The following is an 18,630-nucleotide window of genomic DNA, read 5'->3' as shown; positions in this document are numbered from 1 at the left end:
TTTCGCCGCGTTGCTCACGTTTCTTGCTCCCTCCGGTTTGCTGGCGTTGCTGGGCGTAGCTCTTCCCGTGGCCATCCACCTCTGGAACCGTCGGCCGGGCCGCACGGTGCAGGTGGGCAGCATCCGCTGGCTCGATGCCGCCAACCGCCGCCTGCGCAACCTCCGGCTGGAGCAAATAGCCTTGCTGCTGCTGCGCATTCTGGTGGTAGCAGTGCTGGCTTTGGCCTTGGCTAACCCCATATGGCGGCAGCCACCCCCACCCCGCCGTGGCCAAGTGTTTATTAGCCCCGACCTGCTGACCTCGGCGTCGGTAGCGGCCGTGCGCCCCACGATTGACTCTTTGCGCCGCCGGGGCTTCGTGCTGCGGCAGCTCGGGCCGCGCTTTGCCCGGGTGTCGGATACGGTGTGGCAACGACTGGCTACGCAACCAGCCGCCGCGGCCGCGGCGGCCAGCTACTCGTTCTGGCCCCGCGTGCAGCAGGCCGCTGATTCATTTCCCGGCCAGCCACTGTACGTGTACACTTCCGCCACTTTGCGCCATTTCCAGGGCCGCCGCCCGGCGCTGCCCGCCGCCGTGCGTTGGCAAACCGTGCCCCTGCCAACGCCCGAAACTACCTGGCTGCGCGGCGCCCACCTCGCGGCGCCCGATAGTCTGCGCCTGCTTATCAGCCGAAGCACGGAAGACGCCGTGCTGACCCGGGCCGTAACGGTGGCCCGGCCGACCCAGTCAGCCACCGAGCTGCCCCGCGTGCCGGGCTTGCCGCCGCTGCGCTACTCCTCGGTGGCCGGGCGCAGCTTTATTCAAGTCGAAGGGCCCGACTCGTCGCGGGTGCCGATTCTGACTGAGCCGCTGCGCGTATGGCTCTACCACGATGCCGACCACACCCTGGATGCCCGCTACGTAGCGGCGGCGCTGCGGGCGGCGGCTTTGGGCCTGGGCCCGCGCCTGGAGCTGACGGTTTCTACCCGCCCGCCCCAGGCCGGCGCGCCGCTGCACTGGCTTTTCTGGCTCGCCGATGCTCCGGTGCCCGCCGCCTGGCAGCAGCACGTTGCCCGGGGCCTACAGCTGTGGCAGGACGCCCGCCCGGCCGGCGTAGCCCAATCCACCAGCTTTACCGTAGCGCCCTATACTGCCAGCTATGCCATAACTCGCCTGGACACCGTAGCGGACCAGAGCAAGACGGATATTCTCTGGCAAGCCGCCAACGGCCGGCCGGTGCTGAGCCGCCGGGTAGCTGGCCCGGGCGCTGCTTACCGGCTCCACACCCGCCTGCACCCAGCCTGGAGCCGCTTGGCCGACAGCCCCGATTTGCCCTTCCTGCTGCTGGACCTGCTGCAGCCCGCCCGGCCGGCCGCTCCCGACCCGCACGACCAGCGGCAGTTGGCCCCGTGCCAGATTACCGGCCGTGCCACAGTTGCTCCAACGAGCTTCGGCAACCGCCGCAGCGCGCCCACCGACACCGATTTGCGTATTTGGCTGGTCGTGGCGGCGGCGGTGCTCTGGGGACTGGAGCGCGTGGTAGCCACCCGTACTTTTGCCGCTAAAGTCCAGTCCGCATGAGTACCGTTACGAACCATACTGCGCTAACCGCCGGCGGCCTGGCACTGCACCAGATTCGGCGGGCCCAGCAGGGGCGACGCACGGCCGCGGTGCTGCTGCCCGTGGCGGCCGGGTTGGCCCTGCTACTGGGGTTGGCCCAACGCTTTTCGGGGGCCTTGCCCCTGCTGGCCGGACTTGGTTTGGCGGGCCTGGCCTTTTGCGCCTGGCGGCTGTGGCTGATTTGGCGCCAGCCTCTCCCAGTCGTAGCCCAGCGGCTGGACCGCGAATTTGCCGAGCTCGAAGACAGCACCGGCCTGCTGCTGCGCCCCGCGGCCGAGCTCAACTTGCTGGAGCAGCTGCAGCAGGCGCACGTGGCTACCCGGCTCGAACAGCTGCAGCACCAGAAGCGGCCCGTGCTGCCTGTCTCTTTCAGGCCCGCACTGCTAGTTGCCGCCGTGGCCTTGCTGGCGTTGCTGGGCCTGCAGTTCTGGCCGGCCCCGCCGGCTCCCGCCGGGCCCAAGGCCGGACCAAGCGTGGCGCTGCATTTCCCGGCTCAGCCCGGAAAGGCTGCCCGGCCCGCCGCGCCGCGCATCACCGAAACCCGCATTCAGATTGCGCCGCCGGCCTACACCCGCCGCCCCGGATTCACGGTCGCCGAGCCGTCGTTTCGCTGCCCCCAGGGCTCCCGGGTACAGTGGACGGTGCAGGTATCCCGGGCGGCTGGCGGGCCGCCCGAGCTGGAAGTGGGCGGCCGGCGCCAGCGTTTGCAGCCGGTGACCGGTCAGCCGCTGACGTTTACGGCGGCCCACGTGTTTACTGCTTCCACGCTATACCGCCTCCGCTTTGCCGGCCAGATTTCCGATGATTACGCCGTGGAAGTGCAGCCCGACCGGGGCCCGGCCATCCAGATTCGCACGCCCAAACCCTACACCCTGGTTGAGTTTGGCCAAAAGCCCCAGGTCAACGTGCAGGTCGCGCTCAGCGACGACTATGGCCTGACCCGAGCCCGCCTCGTGGCCACCGTGGCCCAGGGCCAGGGTGAGGCCGTGAAGTTCAAGGAAGTTGCCACCGACCTGAGCGCCAGCTTGCGCGGGCAGCCCACCCAGGCCAGCCTGCGCCACCTGCTCCGCCTGCCCGCCCTGGGCCTGACCTACGGCGACGAGGTGTATTTCTACGTGCAGGCCTGGGACAACAACCGCCACAGTACCCGCTCCGACACCTATTTGGTGCAGTGGGAAGACACTACCGTCGACGAGTCCGGCTCCGACATGGCCATGGGCGTCAACGTGGTGCCGGCCTACTTCCGGAGTCAGCGCCAGGTTATTATCGATACCGAAAAGCTGCTGGCCGAGCGGAAACAGCTTGATGCCGGCAGCTTCTCGACCCGCTCCAACGACCTGGGCCACGACCAGAAAGTACTGCGGCTGCGCTACGGCAAGTTCCTGGGCGAGGAGTTTGAGGAAAGCTTTGGCCAAAGTGCTACCCGCCCGCCCGTGGCCGAGTCCGACGCCGACCATGCCGGCGAAGCGGCCCACGCCGAGGGTGAGGAAGCCGGCCACGAACACGCAGCGGCCCCAGCGGCCGAAGCATCCGTTACGGCCGAGTCGGAAGCCCTGCTCGACCCCTACGTGCACCACCACGACGACTCCGAAACCGCCGACTTCCTCGAGCCCGCCGTCAAGGCCAAGCTCCGCGGGGTGCTCAGCCAGATGTGGGAAGCCGAGCTGCGCCTGCGCACGGCCCGGCCCGCCGAAGCCCTACCCTACGAATACCGGGCCCTGCGCCTACTCAAGCAAGTGCAGCAGCAAACCCGCCTCTACGTCCGCAAATCCGGCTTTGAGCCACCCGTCATTCCCGAATCAACCACCCGGCTCAGTGGGGAGCTAAAAGGCGCGGCCCCGCCCCAGCGCCAAGCTCAGCTGCCCGCCCCAGCCAGCCAGACCACCATTCAGGCGGCGCTGCGGCTGCTGGCGACCCTGCACCAGGGTGCTGCTACCAGGCCGGCCGACGCCCTACTGCTCGACCGGGCTAGCCCGGCGGTAGCCCAGGCGGCCCTGCGCAACCCCGGCCGCTACTTATCGGCCGTGCGCTACCTGCGCCAGTTGGCCGCCGAAATCCGGGCCGGCGCGGCTCCGTGCCGCTCCTGCGCCGCCACCGTCGAATCGGCGCTGACGGACCTGCTACCCACCCCACCCCCGGCGCCCAGCCGCGCCGCCGGCCCCGACCGGTTGGCCCGGCGTTATTTCCAGGCGCTAAGCCGGTAGCCACTTTTTGTATGTCGCACTCCGTTACTTTCTATGTATTGCTGCTGCTCTGCCTGCTGCTGGGCCTGGGCCTCACGGTAGCGGCGTTGCGCCGGCCCAACCGGCAGCATCTACTGCTGCGCTTGGTGGCGGGTGGGCTGGCCGTGCTGGGCTTGTGGGCTACGGCCTTTCCTCCCCACCACCACGTGCCGGGCACCAGCGGGGAAGCCGTGCTGCTGACGCCCGGTTATCACCCCGACAGCCTCCGCCAGGTGCTGCGCCGCCTCGGGCCGGCTACCGCAGTGTGGCGCCTGGGCTTCACCACGGCTTCCGATACGCCCACGCTGCCTAGCCTACTGCTGTTGCGGGAGCAATGCCCCGGTCTGCGCCGCCTGCACGTGCTGGGGCAGGGCATGCTGCCCGAAGAGCTGGCAAACCTGGGGCCGCTGCAATTGGTCTTGCACGAAAATGGGCCGTTCACCGGCTTCCAACAGGCCGTCTGGAGCCGCCAGCTCGAACTGGGTCAGCCCTTACGGGTTGCCGGCACGTTTGCGCCCGGCCCGGCCGCGGCAGCCCCCGTGTGGATCAGTTTGCACGGCGCCGGCCGCCCCACCGATTCGGTGCGCCTGGGCCCCGGTCAAACTGCTTTTCAGCTGTGGGTAACTCCCAAGGCAACGGGCCCTACGGTGTACCAGCTCCGGGCCCGCCGGGCGGGCAAGCTGGTTGCCACCGAACCCGTGCCGCTGGAAGTCACCGCCCCGCAGCCTCTACGCCTGCTCCTGCTGAGCAGCACGGCTTCGTTTGAGTTTAAGTTTCTGAAAAACTACCTCGGTGCCCAACAGCACCGCGTGGCCCTGCGCACGGGCATCAGCCGGGGGCTGCTCCAAACCGAGTTTCTCAACCAGCCCACCCACGACCTCAACCGGCTAACTAGTAACACCCTGGCCCGCTACGACGCTGTCATAACCGATGGCGCCGTGCTAAGCGCCCTTTCCGCCACCGAGTCCCAGGCGTTGGCCACGGCAGTGCGCACCACCGGACTTGGCCTTCTCGTGCTGGCCGATGCGGCAGCCCTGCCCCGCCCGCTGCCAGCCCGGGCCAGCTTCGCAGTGGTTCCGCGCGTGGCCGGCAGTACCGACCGGCCCTTGCCCATTCAGTGGCCAGACGCCCCTGCCGTGGCCCAGGCCCTGGTGCCCGCCACTCTGCGGCCGGCCCCCACTGCTCAGGTTCTAGTCACTGACCACCAACGTCACGCCTTGGTAGCTACCCAGCGCACCGGCCTGGGCTTCGTTACGGTATCAGTGGTAGCCCAGACCTTTCCTTGGTTTTTGCAAGGCGCCACCGCCATCTACGGCAGCTACTGGAGCCAACTGCTACAGGCCACTGCGCGGCCCCAGCCGCCTCAGGCCTACTGGCAATTGCTGACGCCCTACCCCCGCCCGGACCAGCCGGTTCAGCTGCGGCTCACAGCCGCTACTGCGCCCGTTTCGACAACGGTGGCATCGGGGGCGTCATCAATGGCGGTGACAGTATTGGCGCTGGAGCAGCAGGCGGAGTTACCCGAGTGGCACGTTGGAAAGTTTTGGCCCCGCGCAGTGGGCTGGCACCAAGCACGGGTTGCGGGGCCGCGGCCCTTTTCCTTCTACGTCTTTGCTCTGAATGATTGGCTAGGGCCCGAACTAGCTCGGCGGCAACAAGCCGCGGCGCACTTCTATACTACTCTGGGGGCCGGAGCTGCGGCGCCGGTTACTACTACCGAGCAGCCATATCCGGCCATCTGGTTTTTTGGGCTGTTTATACTGGGCGCGAGCTTTCTGTGGCTCGAAGAAAAGCTGTAGCTGCTAACGGCACGGCTAGTAGCGAATGTCGGGGTGGCCGTTGAGCAGAGTATCTTCCGCATCTCCCACCAGATATTCACCGACGGCCAGTACGCGGGCCACGGGTGCTGCCGGTTCAGCCTCCGGCGCCATGGACGCTGGGCTGGGCCCACTGGTCCCGGCCCGGTCTTGGGCCTCAGCAAAGCGCACGGGCACGGGAGTGGATGGTAGTGTCTTCGGCAAGGCGGATAATAATAGCTTGGAAAAATGCAGTTGCAAATATTGCATTAAAATACTTAAATATTTAACCTATTCAGTATTTTAATTTTCACTTAACTCTCTGATAAACAGAAACGGCCCGGCTCCCCAAGTGGGCAGCCGGGCCGTTTGCAGCGTTTACATGCCAGCCAGAGCCGGCGCGTAATTACTTCTGCTCGGTCGTCGTGGTGGTCGTCGACGTCTCGGTGGTAGCAGCAGGAGCGGCAGCAGCCGTCGTGTCAGCAGCTACGGTCGTGGTCGAAGCCGAATCCGTAGTCGTGGTGGTAGCTTCCGTAGCGGGAGCTTCAACCGTCGTCGTCTCGGTGGTTTCAGCCGTCTTCGACTCGCACGAAGCAAGCGTGGTAGCGAATACGAGAGCCAGGGCAGAAACCTTCAGGAGATTCTTCATTTTGGTGTTACGTTTGGAAAATTTTAGTCTGAAAAACGCCCTTCATACCGTCTTTTAAAGAAGGTAACCCGACCGTAGAAAAAATATTTTTCGCGGGTTACCAAAGGGCCCGCACTGTATTAACCGACAAAGCGAATGGGTAAGGGAATTCCTTCCTACACCGACGAAGAGTTCGTGGCGGCTATCCGCCAGGGCGACGACCGGGCGCTGGCACAGCTCTACCGTTTGCACCTGCCGATGGTCTCGCACTACGTTCTGCAAAACAGCGGAACCGAAGACGAGGCCAAGGATGTGTACCAGGAGGGCGTAATGGTATTTTATGAGAAAGTGCGCGAAGGCTCTTTGGAGCTGAGCTGCCAGATCAAAACCTACCTCTACGCCGTGTGCCGCCGCCTCTGGCTCAAGCGCCTCACCGAGAAAACCCGTTTCGGCGGCCGCCTCGATGACCACGAGCCCTACCTCGAAACCGGCGCCGAGGCCGACCTGGCCCTGGCCGAGGAGCGCGACAAGCGCTTCGCGACGATGAGCGAGGCGCTGGAACGAGTGGGAGAACCCTGTCGTTCGCTTTTAGAAGGTTTTTACCTGCTGGATAAGTCTATGCAGCAGCTTACGGCGGAATTTGGCTACACCAACGCCGACAACGCCAAGAATCAAAAATACAAGTGCCTGGTGCGCCTGAAAAAATTGTTCTTCGCCCATTACAAGGAGGAAGAGTCGTTTTGACCGGCCCCGGGAAGCCAGCAGAGCACCCACTCTGCGCCAGACTATGAAAACGGAAGCTGACTATTACGCTTTATTCGAAGCCTACCAGACGGGTGGGTTATCGGCTGGGGAGCGCACCGACCTGGAGCGCCGCCTGGCCGCGGATCCTAACTTTGCCCAGAATTTTGCCGACTTCACCCAGCTGACCAGCACGCTGCACGGCTACGGGGAGCGGCTGGCCACGCGCCGCAAGCTCCACGCCATTCAGGCCGATATGGACGCCGAAGCGGCCGTGCGCCTGGACGGGGAGACGGTGGAAACCGGCAACCCGCTGATGCCGCAGGTGTATATTTCGCCGGTGGAGCGCAAGCTGCGGGAATTCTGGGGCAAGCACCGGGCTACGGCCATGGTGGCCGCTTCGGTAGCGGTGCTGGCCGTATTTGCCACGTTGCTCGGCCTGGAATGGTGGCGCACCGCCCAGCGGCCTTCGCTGTACGGCTACACCGTGCTGCGCCGTGAGGTGGAGCGCATCAAGCAAACCCAGAAGGCTATGAACCGGGCCATCAACCAGATTGACGGCGTCAAGCCCGATGCGGAGGCAAACCCCGGCAAGTTCAGCGGCACGGGTTTCGCCCTTACCGCCGATGGCTATTTGGTGACCAGCTACCACGTCATTCAGGGGGCCGATTCGCTGCTGATTGAAAGCCGGGACCGGCAGCGCTACCGCGCCGAGCCCGTCTTTACCGACGTGGCCCACGACCTAGCCATTCTGCGCATCAAAGACCACAAGTTCAACGGTTTCGGCCGCCTGCCCTATTCGTTTAAGCGCGGCACGGCCGAGCTAGGCGAGAAAGTGTTTACCCTGGGCTACCCGCGCGAGGACGTCGTGTTTGGCGAAGGCTCGCTGAGTGCCCGCTCGGGTTTCGAGGGCGACACGGCTTTCTACCAGATTTCGATTCCGGTGAACCCGGGCAACAGCGGCGGCCCGCTGCTCGACGACCGGGGCAACCTGATTGGCATCATCAGCGGGCGGCAGGCCGACATGCAGAGCGCCGCCTTTGCTACCAAGTCGTCGTATTTGATGCGCCTGGTCGATTCGCTGTCGAATGCCGGAACGGCGACGCCCTACAACGTACCGCGCTCCAACCAACTGGCCGGCACCTCGCGCCGCCAGCAGATTCGCAAGCTGCAGGACTACGTATTCGTGGTGAAAGTGTACGAATAGACCCGGTTCCGCCCCGCCTCACCTTGGAAAGCCCCGCTGCTGCAGCGGGGCTTTTTTTGTGTTGCTCGGCTAGCCCAGCCGGCTTATAAAATTTTGGCTTTTGCCACACTACCAGCCCACCCAACGGACGCATATGGCACCCAGGCAAGATTGGGTGCGACTCCGATTAGAAAACAACATTAAACGTTGGCTATTCTCTATGGTCTATAGCTGAAACGCTAGTCAAACAGGGGCTAAACGCTTACCTTACAAGAGCTTGTTCGCCCTTTCTGAAGCTTTTCAAACCACGCCGCGCATGGACCGAAGAACATTTCTACGCAAAAACACTGCGGTGCTGACGGCCCCGGCTACCGGGCTGGCTGAGCGGCCTGCTGAACCGGGCGGGGCCGAGGAAGAAACCGTCAGCCGCTATGCCAACACCGCCCTGCCGAGCACGGCCCGCTCCACGGCCGGCATTGCGCCCTACACGGGCACCTGGGGTTACGAGCAGGCCGCGCACCTGCTGCGCCGCACGCTGTTTGGGCCGACCCGGACGGAAATCGTGACGGCCGCGGGGCGCAGCCTGACCCAGGTGGTGAATGACCTGCTGACCGTGCCCGCCGCTCCGGCGCCACCGGTGAATGTGTCGGCGACGGATACCAGCGTGGCCATCGGCTCAACCTGGGTGACGCAGCCCTTTGACCAGAACTTCGAGAGCGTGCGACGCTCCTCGCTGCGGGCGTGGTGGCTGGGCCAGATGCTGACCCAGAACCTGTCGTTGGTGGAGAAGATGACCTTGTTTTGGCACAACCACTTCGTCATCGAGTTTGGCGACATCAACGACGCCCGGCACGCCTACCAGTACACGGCCCTGCTGCGGCAGCACGCGCTGGGCAACATCAAGCAGCTGGCCAAGGATGTGACGGTGAATGCGGCCATGCTGCGTTACCTCAACGGCAACCAAAGCACGGCCTCGGCGCCTAACGAAAACTACGGCCGGGAGCTGCTGGAGCTGTTTACGGTGGGCAAAGGGCCCTTGATTGGAGCCGGCAACTACACTACCTACACTGAGGCCGACGTGCAGGCCGCGGCCCGGGTGCTGACCGGCTGGCGCGACAACCAGGCCACCATCAGTAGCTACTACACCGCCTCCCGCCACGACACGGGCACCAAGGTATTCTCGGCCGCCTTCGGCAACGCCACCATCCCCAACGGTGGCGACCAGGAATACAAAACGCTGATTGACCTGATTTTCAATCAGCCCGAAACGGCGCGGTTTCTGGTGCGCAAGCTCTACCGCTGGCTGGTGTACTACGTCATTGACGCCACCACCGAGCAAAACGTCATTGAGCCCCTGGCCCAGCTCCTGATTCAGAATGGCTACAACGTGGCGCCGGTGCTGCGCACGCTGCTCTCGAGTGAGCATTTCTACGACGCCGTGAACATGGGCTGCCTGATTAAGAGCCCCCTGGACTTTACCCTGACCGTGGGCCGGCAGCTGCAGATTACCTTTCCACCGGCCTCGAACCCGGTGGCCCAGTACGGCATGTGGGACTACCTCAACAGCCTGACCAACCTGCAGCAGCAGCTGGTGGGCGACCCGCCCAACGTGGCGGGCTGGGCGGCTTACTACCAAACACCGCAGTACTACGAAATGTGGATTAACGCCGTGACCCTGCCCCGCCGCAACCAGTTTACGGACCAGATGATCAGCACCACGGGCTACACCCGCAACAGCTTCAAAATCAACATCGACGTGCTGGCCCTGGTGCAAAGTTTGCCCGCGGCCACGGCCCAGGAGCCTAACCTGCTCATTGCCGAGTTGGCCCGCCTGCTGCTGCCCATCAGCCTAACGACCGGGCAGCTGGCTTTCCTCAACGACGTGCTGCTGCCCGGCCTGCCCGACTTTGAGTGGACCGACGAGTGGACCCAATACCTGGCAGCTCCCACCAATACGGCCAAGAAAACGGCCGTGACCACCAAGCTCCAGGCCCTGCTGCGCACGATGATGGGCCTGGCGGAATACCACCTCAGCTAAAGGTGAAATTGTGAAGTGGCGAAGTGGTGAATCCCGTTCCGGATTCGCGCGCCACCGATTCACAAGTTCACAATTTCACCACTTCACTATTTCTGATGAAACGCAGAGACTTCCTCCAAACCACGGCCGCGGCGTCGGTGCTGCCGGCGTTGCTGGGTGGCTTTCCCATTGGGGCCTACGGCTACTCACCCGAACTGGCCGCCCTGACCAATGCCGCTACCCAAACCGACCGGGTGCTGGTGCTGATTCAGCTCAACGGCGGCAACGACGGGCTGAACATGGTTATTCCCCTAGACCAGTACTCGGCCCTGATGAATGCCCGCAGCAACATTGCCATTCCCGAAAGCCAGGTGCTGCGCCTGACCTCGGCTACCGGTATACACCCGGCCATGACGGGCCTGAAAAACCTGTATGACGGCGGCAAAATCGGGGTGGTGCAGAGCGTGGGCTACCCTAACCCGAACTTCAGCCACTTCCGCGCCACCGACATCTGGACGTCGGCCTCCGATTCAAACGTAACCATCACCTCGGGCTGGGCCGGGCGCTACCTCAACGGCGAGTATCCCAACTTCCCGACCGGCTACCCCAACGCCCAGGCCCCCGACCCGCTGGCCATCAGCATCGGCTCGGTGGTGAGCAACTGCGTGCAGGGCCCCAGCGTGAACATGGGCATGGCCATTGCCAGCACGGCTTCGTTTTACCAGCTGCTGACCGGGGGCGTGGATACGGCCCCCAACACGCCGGCCGGCCACGAGCTAACCTTTATCCGGCAGGTGGTCCAGCAGACGCAGGTGTATAATACGTCCATCAAAACGGCGGCGGGCCGGGCCCAGAACCTCTCGCCGCTTTACCCCGCGGCCGGGCAAAACTCCCTGGCCGACCAGCTCAAGATTGTGGCCCAGCTGGTGGCCGGGGGCCTGCAAACCCGGCTCTACGTCTGCAACCTGGGCGGCTTCGATACCCACGCGGGCCAAGTACCGGCCACGGGCAGCACCGCCACCGGCACCCACGCCACGCTGCTGGGCAAAATCTCCCAGGCTCTGGAAGCCTTCCTCGACGATTTGCGCCGCCTGCAGGTCCAGGACCGGGTGGTGGGCATGACCTTCTCCGAGTTTGGACGCCGCATCAAGTCGAACTCCGGCTACGGCACCGACCACGGCGCGGCGGCCCCGCTCATCGTGTTTGGCAGCAGCGTCAACCCTATGATTCACGGCACCAACCCCGTGCTGCCCGCCACGGCTGGCGTCAACGACAACGTGCCCATGCAGTTCGATTTCCGGGCCATTTACGGCAGTTTGCTGCTGGATTGGTTTCGGGTGCCGCAAGCTACCATTGAGGCCCTGCTGCCCCACGCTGGCGCCTCTTTCCCCTACGTGCCGGTGCTGCGGCCGGGCGTGGCCACCGGCGTAGCCTCGGCTACCGATATGAGCATCAAGGGCTTCAGCGTGTATCCCAACCCCGTGCGGGAGCAAGCCACCATCGAGTTTGAGGCCGACGGCGGCCACGTGCAGGTGCTGCTCTACGACATGCTGGGCCGGGAAGTGCGCCGCCTGCTCGACCGGCCCCTGCCCCGGGGTGTGCAGCGCCTGCCCCTGCTCCCGGATGGGCTGGCGGCAGGAGCATATTACTGCCAGGTGCAGGAGGGCAGCCGGGCCAGTTCCCGCCTGCTGACGGTGGAGCGGTAAGGCCATTTCCCGTTTCGCAATTGCCATCTAACCGTTCAGCTACCAGCGCAACGGTTAAATGACAATTGCGAAACGCCAGGTGAAAAAGTGTAGCCGACCCGGGACTTTTTGCGTACAGGCTTCTCAGTGGCGCCACGCTACTCTGTACTGACTTTTCCACCAACACCTACACCTCCGCTATGGAATCCCAGATGGAACAACAATTGGAGAAAATTATGCCCGAAGATCTGGCTCGTACCTTCGAAAGCGCCTACCACGTGCTTATCCAGGGCGACCATGACCATATCGACGACCTGCTGAAACACGGGGGCACGCTGCTCAAAAAAGCCGCTCAGCGCTTTACCCCCACCCAGCTCATTCTGGGCATTGCCGCCATTGCCGCCGTGGGCGTAATTGTGGTGAATCGCTCCATGAGCCAGGACGACGCGCCTGAAGACGCCAACACCTCCGCCGAGCCCGTGAAAGAGCCCAAACCCAAGGCGGCGGCTAACAAAGGCAATCAGGAAAACAAAGGCGACCAGGCGCACCAAGGCCACTAGCCTTTTCCTTACCCGATTCGCAAGCCCCGGTAGACTGAATTCGTTCAGGCTGCCGGGGCTTTTTGCTTTCACATTATCATGTGGTATTTATTTATTGCATCTATCTCATACAATTGTCTAATATTGCAACACCAAAAGACAAAAACATCAAACCATAATACAACATACTATGAAAACATTTGTCGCTCTTCTGCTCACCACGCTGGTTCTCTCGTCGCAGGCTGAAGCCAGCGTAGCGCCCACCGCCCTGGCTACTACCACGCTTAGCGCTGATGCCAACACCGCTTCCGACTGGGGCCTGTTTAAGCGTAAGAAGTACAAGAACAAGAAGCGGCGCAAGCCTAGCCGTAGCCGCTACCACCGCGGTGGGCTGTTTGGCCGATAAGCCTTTTTAGCTCAATTCTATTGGCTCTGCCGGGGTAGCACAAGCACCCCGGCAGAGCTTTTTACTTCAATTAACTTCTTTTTATTTGCACTTATTAAGCACAGCTCGTATTATTGACCTCGAAATCTTCTACTAATTATTTGCACACTTCTACTCTGCGCCTATGAAAACTGTTGCTCTACTCCTGATCCTGGCCGTATGCGGCGCTGAAGCAGCCGAAGCCATGTCGACTTCCGCCCCATCGACTTCTACCACCCTCACCATAACGGCTGGATCAGTGGAGGCCCGCATTTTCAACCGCGACGCCGCCAAGCGCCGCAAGAAGCGCAAGTCGCGGCCCGCATACCGGCGCCTGGGCATTCTGCCGGTGCCAGCGCCGGCTGCCTATACCTACGTAGCTTAAGCGGCCGGGGCCAGTACGCTCGGGTCGTTATTGGCCGGGGAGTTGACCAGGGTGCTGACCACGTATTCCTGCATCAGACTGGCGGCGTAGGGCTGCAGCAGGGTTTGGTGTTCGGTCACGGAGTGGCCGTCGTCGAGCCAGGCCAGTTCCGCCCGCCGGTCGGGCAGGATAACGGGCATCCGGTTGTGGAGCGAGGCCATCAGCTCGTTGGGCTCAGTGGTAATGATGGTAAACGTGGGCACGACTTCCCCCGACGAACGGTCGACCCATTCATCCCAGAGCCCCGCAAAGGCAAAGGGCTGCTCGTTGCGCAGCAAAATGCGGTGGGGCGTTTTGGGTCCTTTTTTGGCCGGTGCGGTTTGCTGCCATTCGTAGAAGCTGTCGGCCAGCACCAGGCAGCGCCGCCGCTGCAGCAGCTGCCGGAAGGAAGGCTTTTCGGTCAGGGTTTCGGCGCGGGCATTGATGGGCTTGGGCGCGGCCTTTACGTCTTTTACCCAGCCCGGCAGCAGCCCCCACTGCACCAGTTGAATGCGGCCGGGCTCGGCGTTGGTAATGATGGGCAACTGCTGAGACGGAGCCGCATTATACGTTGGGTCCATGGGCTCCAAAAAGCTGGCGTCGAAGCGCTCCTCGATTACGGGGACGGGGGAGGTAAAGGTATAACGGCCGCACATACGCTAAAAGGGGAAAACGAAGCATCAGCTCCGCAGGTGAAAGCTGAGTAAGGTACGCCGCCGGGGCCACGCAAGTTTTCGGGCATTTAGCCACCGGAAAGCCTCTTTCAGTCAGCACCCAGCCGACGCGCTACCCGCATAAGCATGTGAGGCAAGCTTCCTTTCTACTGCTCTTTAAACACCAAAAAGCCGCTGGCAGTGCCAGCGGCTTTGGTTTTTGTCCGACCTACAAGAACTTATTGCCGCACGAAGGGAAACACCAGCGGCGACGAGGTGGGGCTTTGCACCTGGAGTAGGTAGGCCCCGGGGGCCAGGTTAGCCACTTCCAGCGGCTGCTCCTGGGCACCGGCGGCCACGTAGCGGCGCAGCACCCGCCCGGTCAGGTCGGTGAGCAGCACGCGGCACTCCCCGGCGGGCAGGCCAGTCAGGTCGAGGGTGGCGGTGCCGGGGCTCGGATTGGGATACACGCTCACCGCCAGCTTACGGGCGGTGGTAAACTGCACGGTCCGCACGGCGCTAAACGACTCGCTGCCGTCGGTATCTACTTGCCGCAGGCGGTAGTATACCAGCCGGTGGGCGGCGGCCCCGATGCGCACGTCGCGGTGCTGGTACTGGGTGGCGCTGCTGGTAGTACCGTGCCCGTCGACCGTCTTAACCAGTTGGAATTCGGCCCCATTAAAGGAGCGTTCCACCTCGAAACGGGCGTTATTTTTTTCGGAAGCCGTTTTCCAGTTGAGCACCGCATCCGCGTTGTCGGCCGCGGCCGTGAAGGAAATGAGCTCTACGGGCAGCGGTGCGCCAACGCTGGTTTGCATCGAGGCCGTGTTGTTACTCAAATCGGGGTCGGGCACGGCGGAAGTGGCCGAGGCCTGATTGTTCAGAGTAGCGGGCTGATTATTAGTTACCCGGAAAACGGCCGTGTTGACGACTGCCGCGGCGCCGTTGGTCAGGGAGGTAATCGTGTTGTAGGTCACCCAGCCGGTGGCCGGGTCGTAGCTGCCGTTGGGGACCGTTACGGCCGAGAGCGGCATTCCGGCGGGCAACTGCAGGCGGGGCACCACGTTGAGGGCCGTGGTGGCACCGCGGTTGGCCGTCATGACGGAGTAGGTCACGGCGGCACCCCGGTTGGCCGAAGCGGGCCCGCCGATGGTAGCTACTATATCGGCGCCCTGCACCGTAATGCGGATGTTGGCCGGGCTGGAGGTATAATCTTCGCCCAGGATGGAGCGCATCGTGTAGGGCGCCACCACGGTGCCGGCAAACGTACCCGAAGGCGTAAACATCACTACCCCAGCGTCATCCACGGCAAAGCGGCCTTTACCAGGCACTTCCAGCGTGGACTGAATGCCAACGGTGCCGGGGTCCAGATCAACGGAAGTAGGGTCGATGCTGCTGCCGGGGGCCACGTCGTTGCTGAGCACGTTCAGCGTGACGGGCGCGTTGTAGAGCGTGGTGGCCAAGTCGGTATTAGCGAAGGGCACCTGCACGATGTTCAGGTTGCGAATCTCGTGAATGTTGGTGCTACCGCCCGTAGAGCCCGAAAAACCCAGCCGCAGGTTCTGGGGCGGGGTGGGCACCACGAAGTTGTCGATGGCCGTGCGGATGGAGCTGCCGTGCTGGATGCGCACCGAAATCCGGTAGGTCGTGACCGTGCCCACGGTGGTCGGCACCACGTCGATAAAGGCGCGCCGGTAATCGTCGGAGCCGGCCTGGGCCCGGGTCGTACCCACGTCCAGGGAGAAGTCGAGGGCCCCGGGGTCGGTGCCGGTCAGGTAGGGGTAGTCGGTCGTGGCCGAGCCGTCGCCGGCCCCGCGGATGGCAATGGCATTGGGCACCCGGCCGTTGGCATCGAACTCGGTGTTGCCGCCCGAGCGGCCTTCCTGCCCGTTGGAGTAGTTGCCGAACTCATCGAGGCCAATGCCAATGTAGCCCTTGGACACGCCGGGGGCAACGGGGTCTACGGTTTTTTGGGCGTAGCCGAGCGAGCCGCCGGTGGCTCCAATGCGGAAGCCGGAGCTAGGCTGGGCGGCATCGACCAGAAACACGCTGAAGCCGTCGGCGCCGGGCGTAGTACCGCCGTAGGAAAAGAACTCGAAGGAGATGGTAAAACCCGCCGACGAGGGAAAACCCACGTTATCAATGGCGTAGCCGGCCTGGTTGTTTGCCGCATCGGTTAGGCGCAGGTAGCCGCTGCCCACCGGGTCGTTGGTGCCACCCGTGCCGGTCAGACGAGCCACACCCCCGAAGGTAAAGTTGGAAGCCGTGCTGCCCTTGAAGGTCTCATTACGCGGAAAAGCCGGCTGGGCCTGCACCGCCGAGGCCAGCAGCAAGCCGCCCGCCACGGCCCACAGGGTTTTATGCCAGCGCCGGACAGTAGCGCGGGCCAGAGAAAAAGTACAAATTGCTTGCATAGCACATGAGTTGAAGGATTGGAAATGGAGCGGCGTATGCAATAGGTATACAATAAAACGACACAAACTTCGCAAAGACAATATGCAGTGCAACAACTATATTTTATAAGTGCAATAAAAAAGGCAATTAGTTAGCTTATTACATTTATTTACTAATAATATCCTATTATGAAATCGTCATTTTTTGAGCCCTCTCCTTGGCCTCTCGGTTGGTGGCCGGCCCGGCCGAACCGTAACTCTAGCACCGAAGCCATGTGGCTTCCGAAACGGGTTTAATTCAATTAAGCCTGACTGATGCCCTCGGCAAGCCACCAGAGCTCAGTTCCCACCAGCGCGGGCGGGGTTACGTTTTGGCACCCGGCCGCGGGCAAGCAAAAGCAACACTTGCGTACTTTCGGCATCCCTTAGGCCCACTATCCTTTCTTTTTGTTTATGACTGCCTCGCGCATTGCCGCTTTTGCCGGGGGCCTCCTGCTGGCCACCACCACCCTGACCCAGGCCCAGAAAGCCCTGACCTACACCGTCAACATTGACCCCAAAACCGACGCCAACCTGTTTCAGGTGCAGCTGGAAGTGCCCAAGCTGCACAAGGAGCAGAGCATTTACCAGTTTGCCGCTACTGCCCCGGGCACCTATCAGGTCATGGATATTGGCCGCTTCGTGCGCAAGTTTGAGGCCTTCGACGCCCAGAACAAGCCCCTGGAAGTAAAGCAGGCCTCCGTGAATCAGTGGCAGCTGCTGCAACCCGAGAAAACCCGCTTTATCCGCTACACCATTGCCGAAACCTGGGACACGCCCGTGACGGAGCACCGCGTGTACCGCATGTGCGGCACTTCCCTGGAAGCCGACCACGCCCTGCTCAACGGGCAGGGTATCTTTGGCTACCTGCAGGGCTGGCAAGGTAAACCCCTGCGGATCAAGCTCAACTACCCGGCCGACTGGAAAATCGGGACGCCGCTGACCACCGACAAGCAGGGCTACTACACGGCCGCCACCTACGACCAGGCCGTGGACTCGCCCTTCCTGCTGGGCCGGCTCACCGAGGCCAAAACCAAGCTCGGCGACGCGGAAGTGGCCTTGTATTGCTACTCCAAAACCGACCAGGTGAAGGCCGAGCCCCTGCTGGGCTACATGCAGCAGATGCTGCAGGCAGCCCAGGCTTTTCTGGTGCAGCTGCCCGTGAAGCGCTACACCTTCCTCTACCACTTCGACGACCAGAATTTCGGGGCCTGGGAGCATTCCTACAGCTCGGAGTACGTGCTGCGCGAAACTCCGCTCACGCCCGAGTCGGCCAACCTGGTGACCAGCATTGCCGCCCACGAGTTTTTCCACGTCGTGACCCCGCTCAATATTCACTCCGAGATTATCGAGCAGTTCAACTTCGTGCAGCCCACCGGCTCGGAGCATTTGTGGCTGTATGAGGGCACCACGGAGTGGGCCTCGGGCATGATGAAGCTGCGCGGCGCCCTGGTCACGCTGGACGAGTACCTGCAGGAAATGTCGGGCAAAGTGGCGTACGCCCAAACCCAGACCGACACGACCTACTCCCTGAGCAAGCTGGGCCTAAACTCCTTTACCGATGAAGGTCAGCGGCAGTACGGCAACATCTACCAGCGCGGCGCCCTCACGGCGGCCCTGCTCGACCTGCGCCTGCTCGAGCTCAGTGGTGGCAAGCGGGGTTTGCGCGAGGTGATGAACGAGCTGACCAAGCGTTACGGCCCCAACAAGCCCTTCAGTGAGAAAGACTTCTTCACCGAGTTTACCAAGCTGACCTACCCCGAAATCCAGGACTTCTTCAACCGCTACGTGAAGCAGGCCGAGCCCCTGCCCCTGCAGGAGTACTACGCCAAAGTCGGCATCCGCTACACGCCGGTGCTGCACACGGGCCAGCAGGTGGTGGCCGTGGGCACGGCCAATCCGTCGGTGCGCTACGCGGGCAATGCGGTGCAGCTTACCGAAATACCCAGCACCTGGCAGAGCTGCGGCGTGGCCGTGGGCGACGAACTGGTAGCCATCAACGGCACAGCCATTACGCCCACCTCGATCAAGCCCACCCTGATGGCGCTGCAAACCCGCAAGGCCGGCGAGGAGTACGAGTTGACCCTGCGCCGGGCGGGTACCGAGCAGAAAGTGCGCTGCCGCCTGATTCAGCAGGAGCAGATCAAGCGCTACAACTTCGCCGTGCTCCCCGACGCCACCCCGGCCCAGCTGGCCCTGCGCCAGGCCTGGCTGAAAAATCTGTAGGCGGCCCGGTGCGCTACTCGTAGGATAAAGCCCTTACACAAACACGCCGCCCCTCCCGAGCACAGCCAAGCTGCGCAG

Annotated in this window: 15 protein-coding genes; 11 read left to right on the top strand and 4 right to left on the bottom strand. The window is 63.1% G+C overall.

What is annotated here, in order from left to right; all coding sequences use genetic code 11:
• The first annotated feature begins 10 nt into the window (after window positions 1-10).
• From CLV45_RS21280 to CLV45_RS21270, 3 genes are read left to right on the top strand one after another with little or no spacing between them, the layout of a single operon-like run.
• Entirely contained in the window at window positions 11-1,561 is a 1,551-nt protein-coding gene (locus CLV45_RS21280) for a BatA domain-containing protein (RefSeq protein WP_100338503.1), read from the top strand.
• Window positions 1,558-3,804 (top strand): hypothetical protein, encoded by a 2,247-nt coding sequence (locus CLV45_RS21275; RefSeq protein ID WP_100338502.1) that lies wholly within the window; start codon window positions 1,558-1,560, stop codon window positions 3,802-3,804. The genes CLV45_RS21280 and CLV45_RS21275 overlap by 4 nt, the downstream gene beginning before the upstream one ends.
• 11 nt (window positions 3,805-3,815) lie before the next feature.
• Window positions 3,816-5,621, top strand: coding sequence for a hypothetical protein (locus tag CLV45_RS21270; protein ID WP_100338501.1), 1,806 nt, complete (start codon window positions 3,816-3,818; stop codon window positions 5,619-5,621).
• Window positions 5,622-5,636: 15 nt separating this feature from the next.
• On the opposite strand, the gene CLV45_RS25080 is transcribed toward CLV45_RS21270, so the two are convergent.
• A complete protein-coding gene (locus tag CLV45_RS25080) occupies window positions 5,637-5,816 on the bottom strand; it encodes a hypothetical protein (RefSeq protein WP_157807713.1) in 180 nt (59 codons plus the stop codon).
• A 208-nt stretch (window positions 5,817-6,024) separates the two neighbouring features.
• Window positions 6,025-6,267 (bottom strand): hypothetical protein, encoded by a 243-nt coding sequence (locus tag CLV45_RS21265; protein WP_100338500.1) that lies wholly within the window; start codon window positions 6,265-6,267, stop codon window positions 6,025-6,027.
• Between the two features lie 135 nt (window positions 6,268-6,402).
• Between CLV45_RS21265 and CLV45_RS21260 the strand changes: the two genes are divergently transcribed.
• From CLV45_RS21260 to CLV45_RS25075, 7 genes are all read left to right on the top strand, one after another.
• On the top strand, window positions 6,403-6,990 hold the full coding sequence (locus CLV45_RS21260) for an RNA polymerase sigma factor (RefSeq protein WP_100338499.1): 588 nt from the start codon (window positions 6,403-6,405) through the stop codon (window positions 6,988-6,990).
• A gap of 43 nt (window positions 6,991-7,033) precedes the next feature.
• Entirely contained in the window at window positions 7,034-8,194 is a 1,161-nt protein-coding gene (locus CLV45_RS21255; RefSeq protein ID WP_100338498.1) for a S1C family serine protease, read from the top strand.
• A gap of 295 nt (window positions 8,195-8,489) precedes the next feature.
• Window positions 8,490-10,211: a DUF1800 domain-containing protein gene (locus tag CLV45_RS21250; protein ID WP_100338497.1), complete on the top strand. Its 1,722-nt coding sequence runs from the start codon at window positions 8,490-8,492 to the stop codon at window positions 10,209-10,211.
• Window positions 10,212-10,306: 95 nt separating this feature from the next.
• Complete coding sequence (locus tag CLV45_RS21245) at window positions 10,307-11,896, top strand: DUF1501 domain-containing protein (RefSeq protein ID WP_100338496.1); 1,590 nt, start codon at window positions 10,307-10,309, stop codon at window positions 11,894-11,896.
• A 191-nt stretch (window positions 11,897-12,087) separates the two neighbouring features.
• Window positions 12,088-12,435 carry a hypothetical protein gene (locus tag CLV45_RS21240; protein WP_157807712.1) on the top strand — a complete coding sequence of 116 codons (348 nt, stop codon included), beginning with the start codon at window positions 12,088-12,090 and terminating at the stop codon, window positions 12,433-12,435.
• Between the two features lie 169 nt (window positions 12,436-12,604).
• Window positions 12,605-12,820 (top strand): hypothetical protein, encoded by a 216-nt coding sequence (locus CLV45_RS21235; RefSeq protein ID WP_100338494.1) that lies wholly within the window; start codon window positions 12,605-12,607, stop codon window positions 12,818-12,820.
• Window positions 12,821-12,983: 163 nt separating this feature from the next.
• Window positions 12,984-13,223: a hypothetical protein gene (locus CLV45_RS25075; protein WP_157807711.1), complete on the top strand. Its 240-nt coding sequence runs from the start codon at window positions 12,984-12,986 to the stop codon at window positions 13,221-13,223.
• Here the strand turns inward: CLV45_RS25075 and CLV45_RS21230 are convergent.
• Together CLV45_RS21230 and CLV45_RS21225 are read right to left on the bottom strand one after the other, a co-directional pair.
• On the bottom strand, window positions 13,220-13,897 hold the full coding sequence (locus tag CLV45_RS21230) for an SOS response-associated peptidase (protein WP_100338493.1): 678 nt from the start codon (window positions 13,895-13,897) through the stop codon (window positions 13,220-13,222). The two genes, CLV45_RS25075 and CLV45_RS21230, sit on opposite strands and share 4 nt — an antisense overlap.
• A 236-nt stretch (window positions 13,898-14,133) precedes the next feature.
• Window positions 14,134-16,308, bottom strand: a complete 2,175-nt coding sequence (locus CLV45_RS21225; RefSeq protein ID WP_100338492.1) for a T9SS type A sorting domain-containing protein — start codon at window positions 16,306-16,308, stop codon at window positions 14,134-14,136.
• 432 nt (window positions 16,309-16,740) lie between these two features.
• Between CLV45_RS21225 and CLV45_RS21220 the strand changes: the two genes are divergently transcribed.
• A complete protein-coding gene (locus CLV45_RS21220) occupies window positions 16,741-18,552 on the top strand; it encodes a M61 family metallopeptidase (RefSeq protein WP_100338491.1) in 1,812 nt (603 codons plus the stop codon).
• Window positions 18,553-18,630 lie beyond the last annotated feature (78 nt).

It is taken from the genome of Hymenobacter chitinivorans DSM 11115, from assembly GCF_002797555.1.
In the GTDB taxonomy this organism is placed as follows: Bacteria; Bacteroidota; Bacteroidia; order Cytophagales; family Hymenobacteraceae; genus Hymenobacter; species Hymenobacter chitinivorans.
This window is presented reverse-complemented; position numbering and strand designations above follow the sequence as displayed.

Coding starts and splice junctions, on each gene's coding strand:
- CLV45_RS21275 (WP_100338502.1), top strand. CDS start 1,558: ATGAGTACCGTTACGAACCATACTGCGCTAACCGCCGGCGGCCTGGCA.
- CLV45_RS21270 (WP_100338501.1), top strand. CDS start 3,816: ATGTCGCACTCCGTTACTTTCTATGTATTGCTGCTGCTCTGCCTGCTG.
- CLV45_RS21265 (WP_100338500.1), bottom strand. CDS start 6,267: ATGAAGAATCTCCTGAAGGTTTCTGCCCTGGCTCTCGTATTCGCTACC.
- CLV45_RS21260 (WP_100338499.1), top strand. CDS start 6,403: ATGGGTAAGGGAATTCCTTCCTACACCGACGAAGAGTTCGTGGCGGCT.
- CLV45_RS21255 (WP_100338498.1), top strand. CDS start 7,034: ATGAAAACGGAAGCTGACTATTACGCTTTATTCGAAGCCTACCAGACG.
- CLV45_RS21250 (WP_100338497.1), top strand. CDS start 8,490: ATGGACCGAAGAACATTTCTACGCAAAAACACTGCGGTGCTGACGGCC.
- CLV45_RS21245 (WP_100338496.1), top strand. CDS start 10,307: ATGAAACGCAGAGACTTCCTCCAAACCACGGCCGCGGCGTCGGTGCTG.
- CLV45_RS21240 (WP_157807712.1), top strand. CDS start 12,088: ATGGAACAACAATTGGAGAAAATTATGCCCGAAGATCTGGCTCGTACC.
- CLV45_RS21235 (WP_100338494.1), top strand. CDS start 12,605: ATGAAAACATTTGTCGCTCTTCTGCTCACCACGCTGGTTCTCTCGTCG.
- CLV45_RS25075 (WP_157807711.1), top strand. CDS start 12,984: ATGAAAACTGTTGCTCTACTCCTGATCCTGGCCGTATGCGGCGCTGAA.
- CLV45_RS21230 (WP_100338493.1), bottom strand. CDS start 13,897: ATGTGCGGCCGTTATACCTTTACCTCCCCCGTCCCCGTAATCGAGGAG.
- CLV45_RS21225 (WP_100338492.1), bottom strand. CDS start 16,308: ATGCAAGCAATTTGTACTTTTTCTCTGGCCCGCGCTACTGTCCGGCGC.
- CLV45_RS21220 (WP_100338491.1), top strand. CDS start 16,741: ATGACTGCCTCGCGCATTGCCGCTTTTGCCGGGGGCCTCCTGCTGGCC.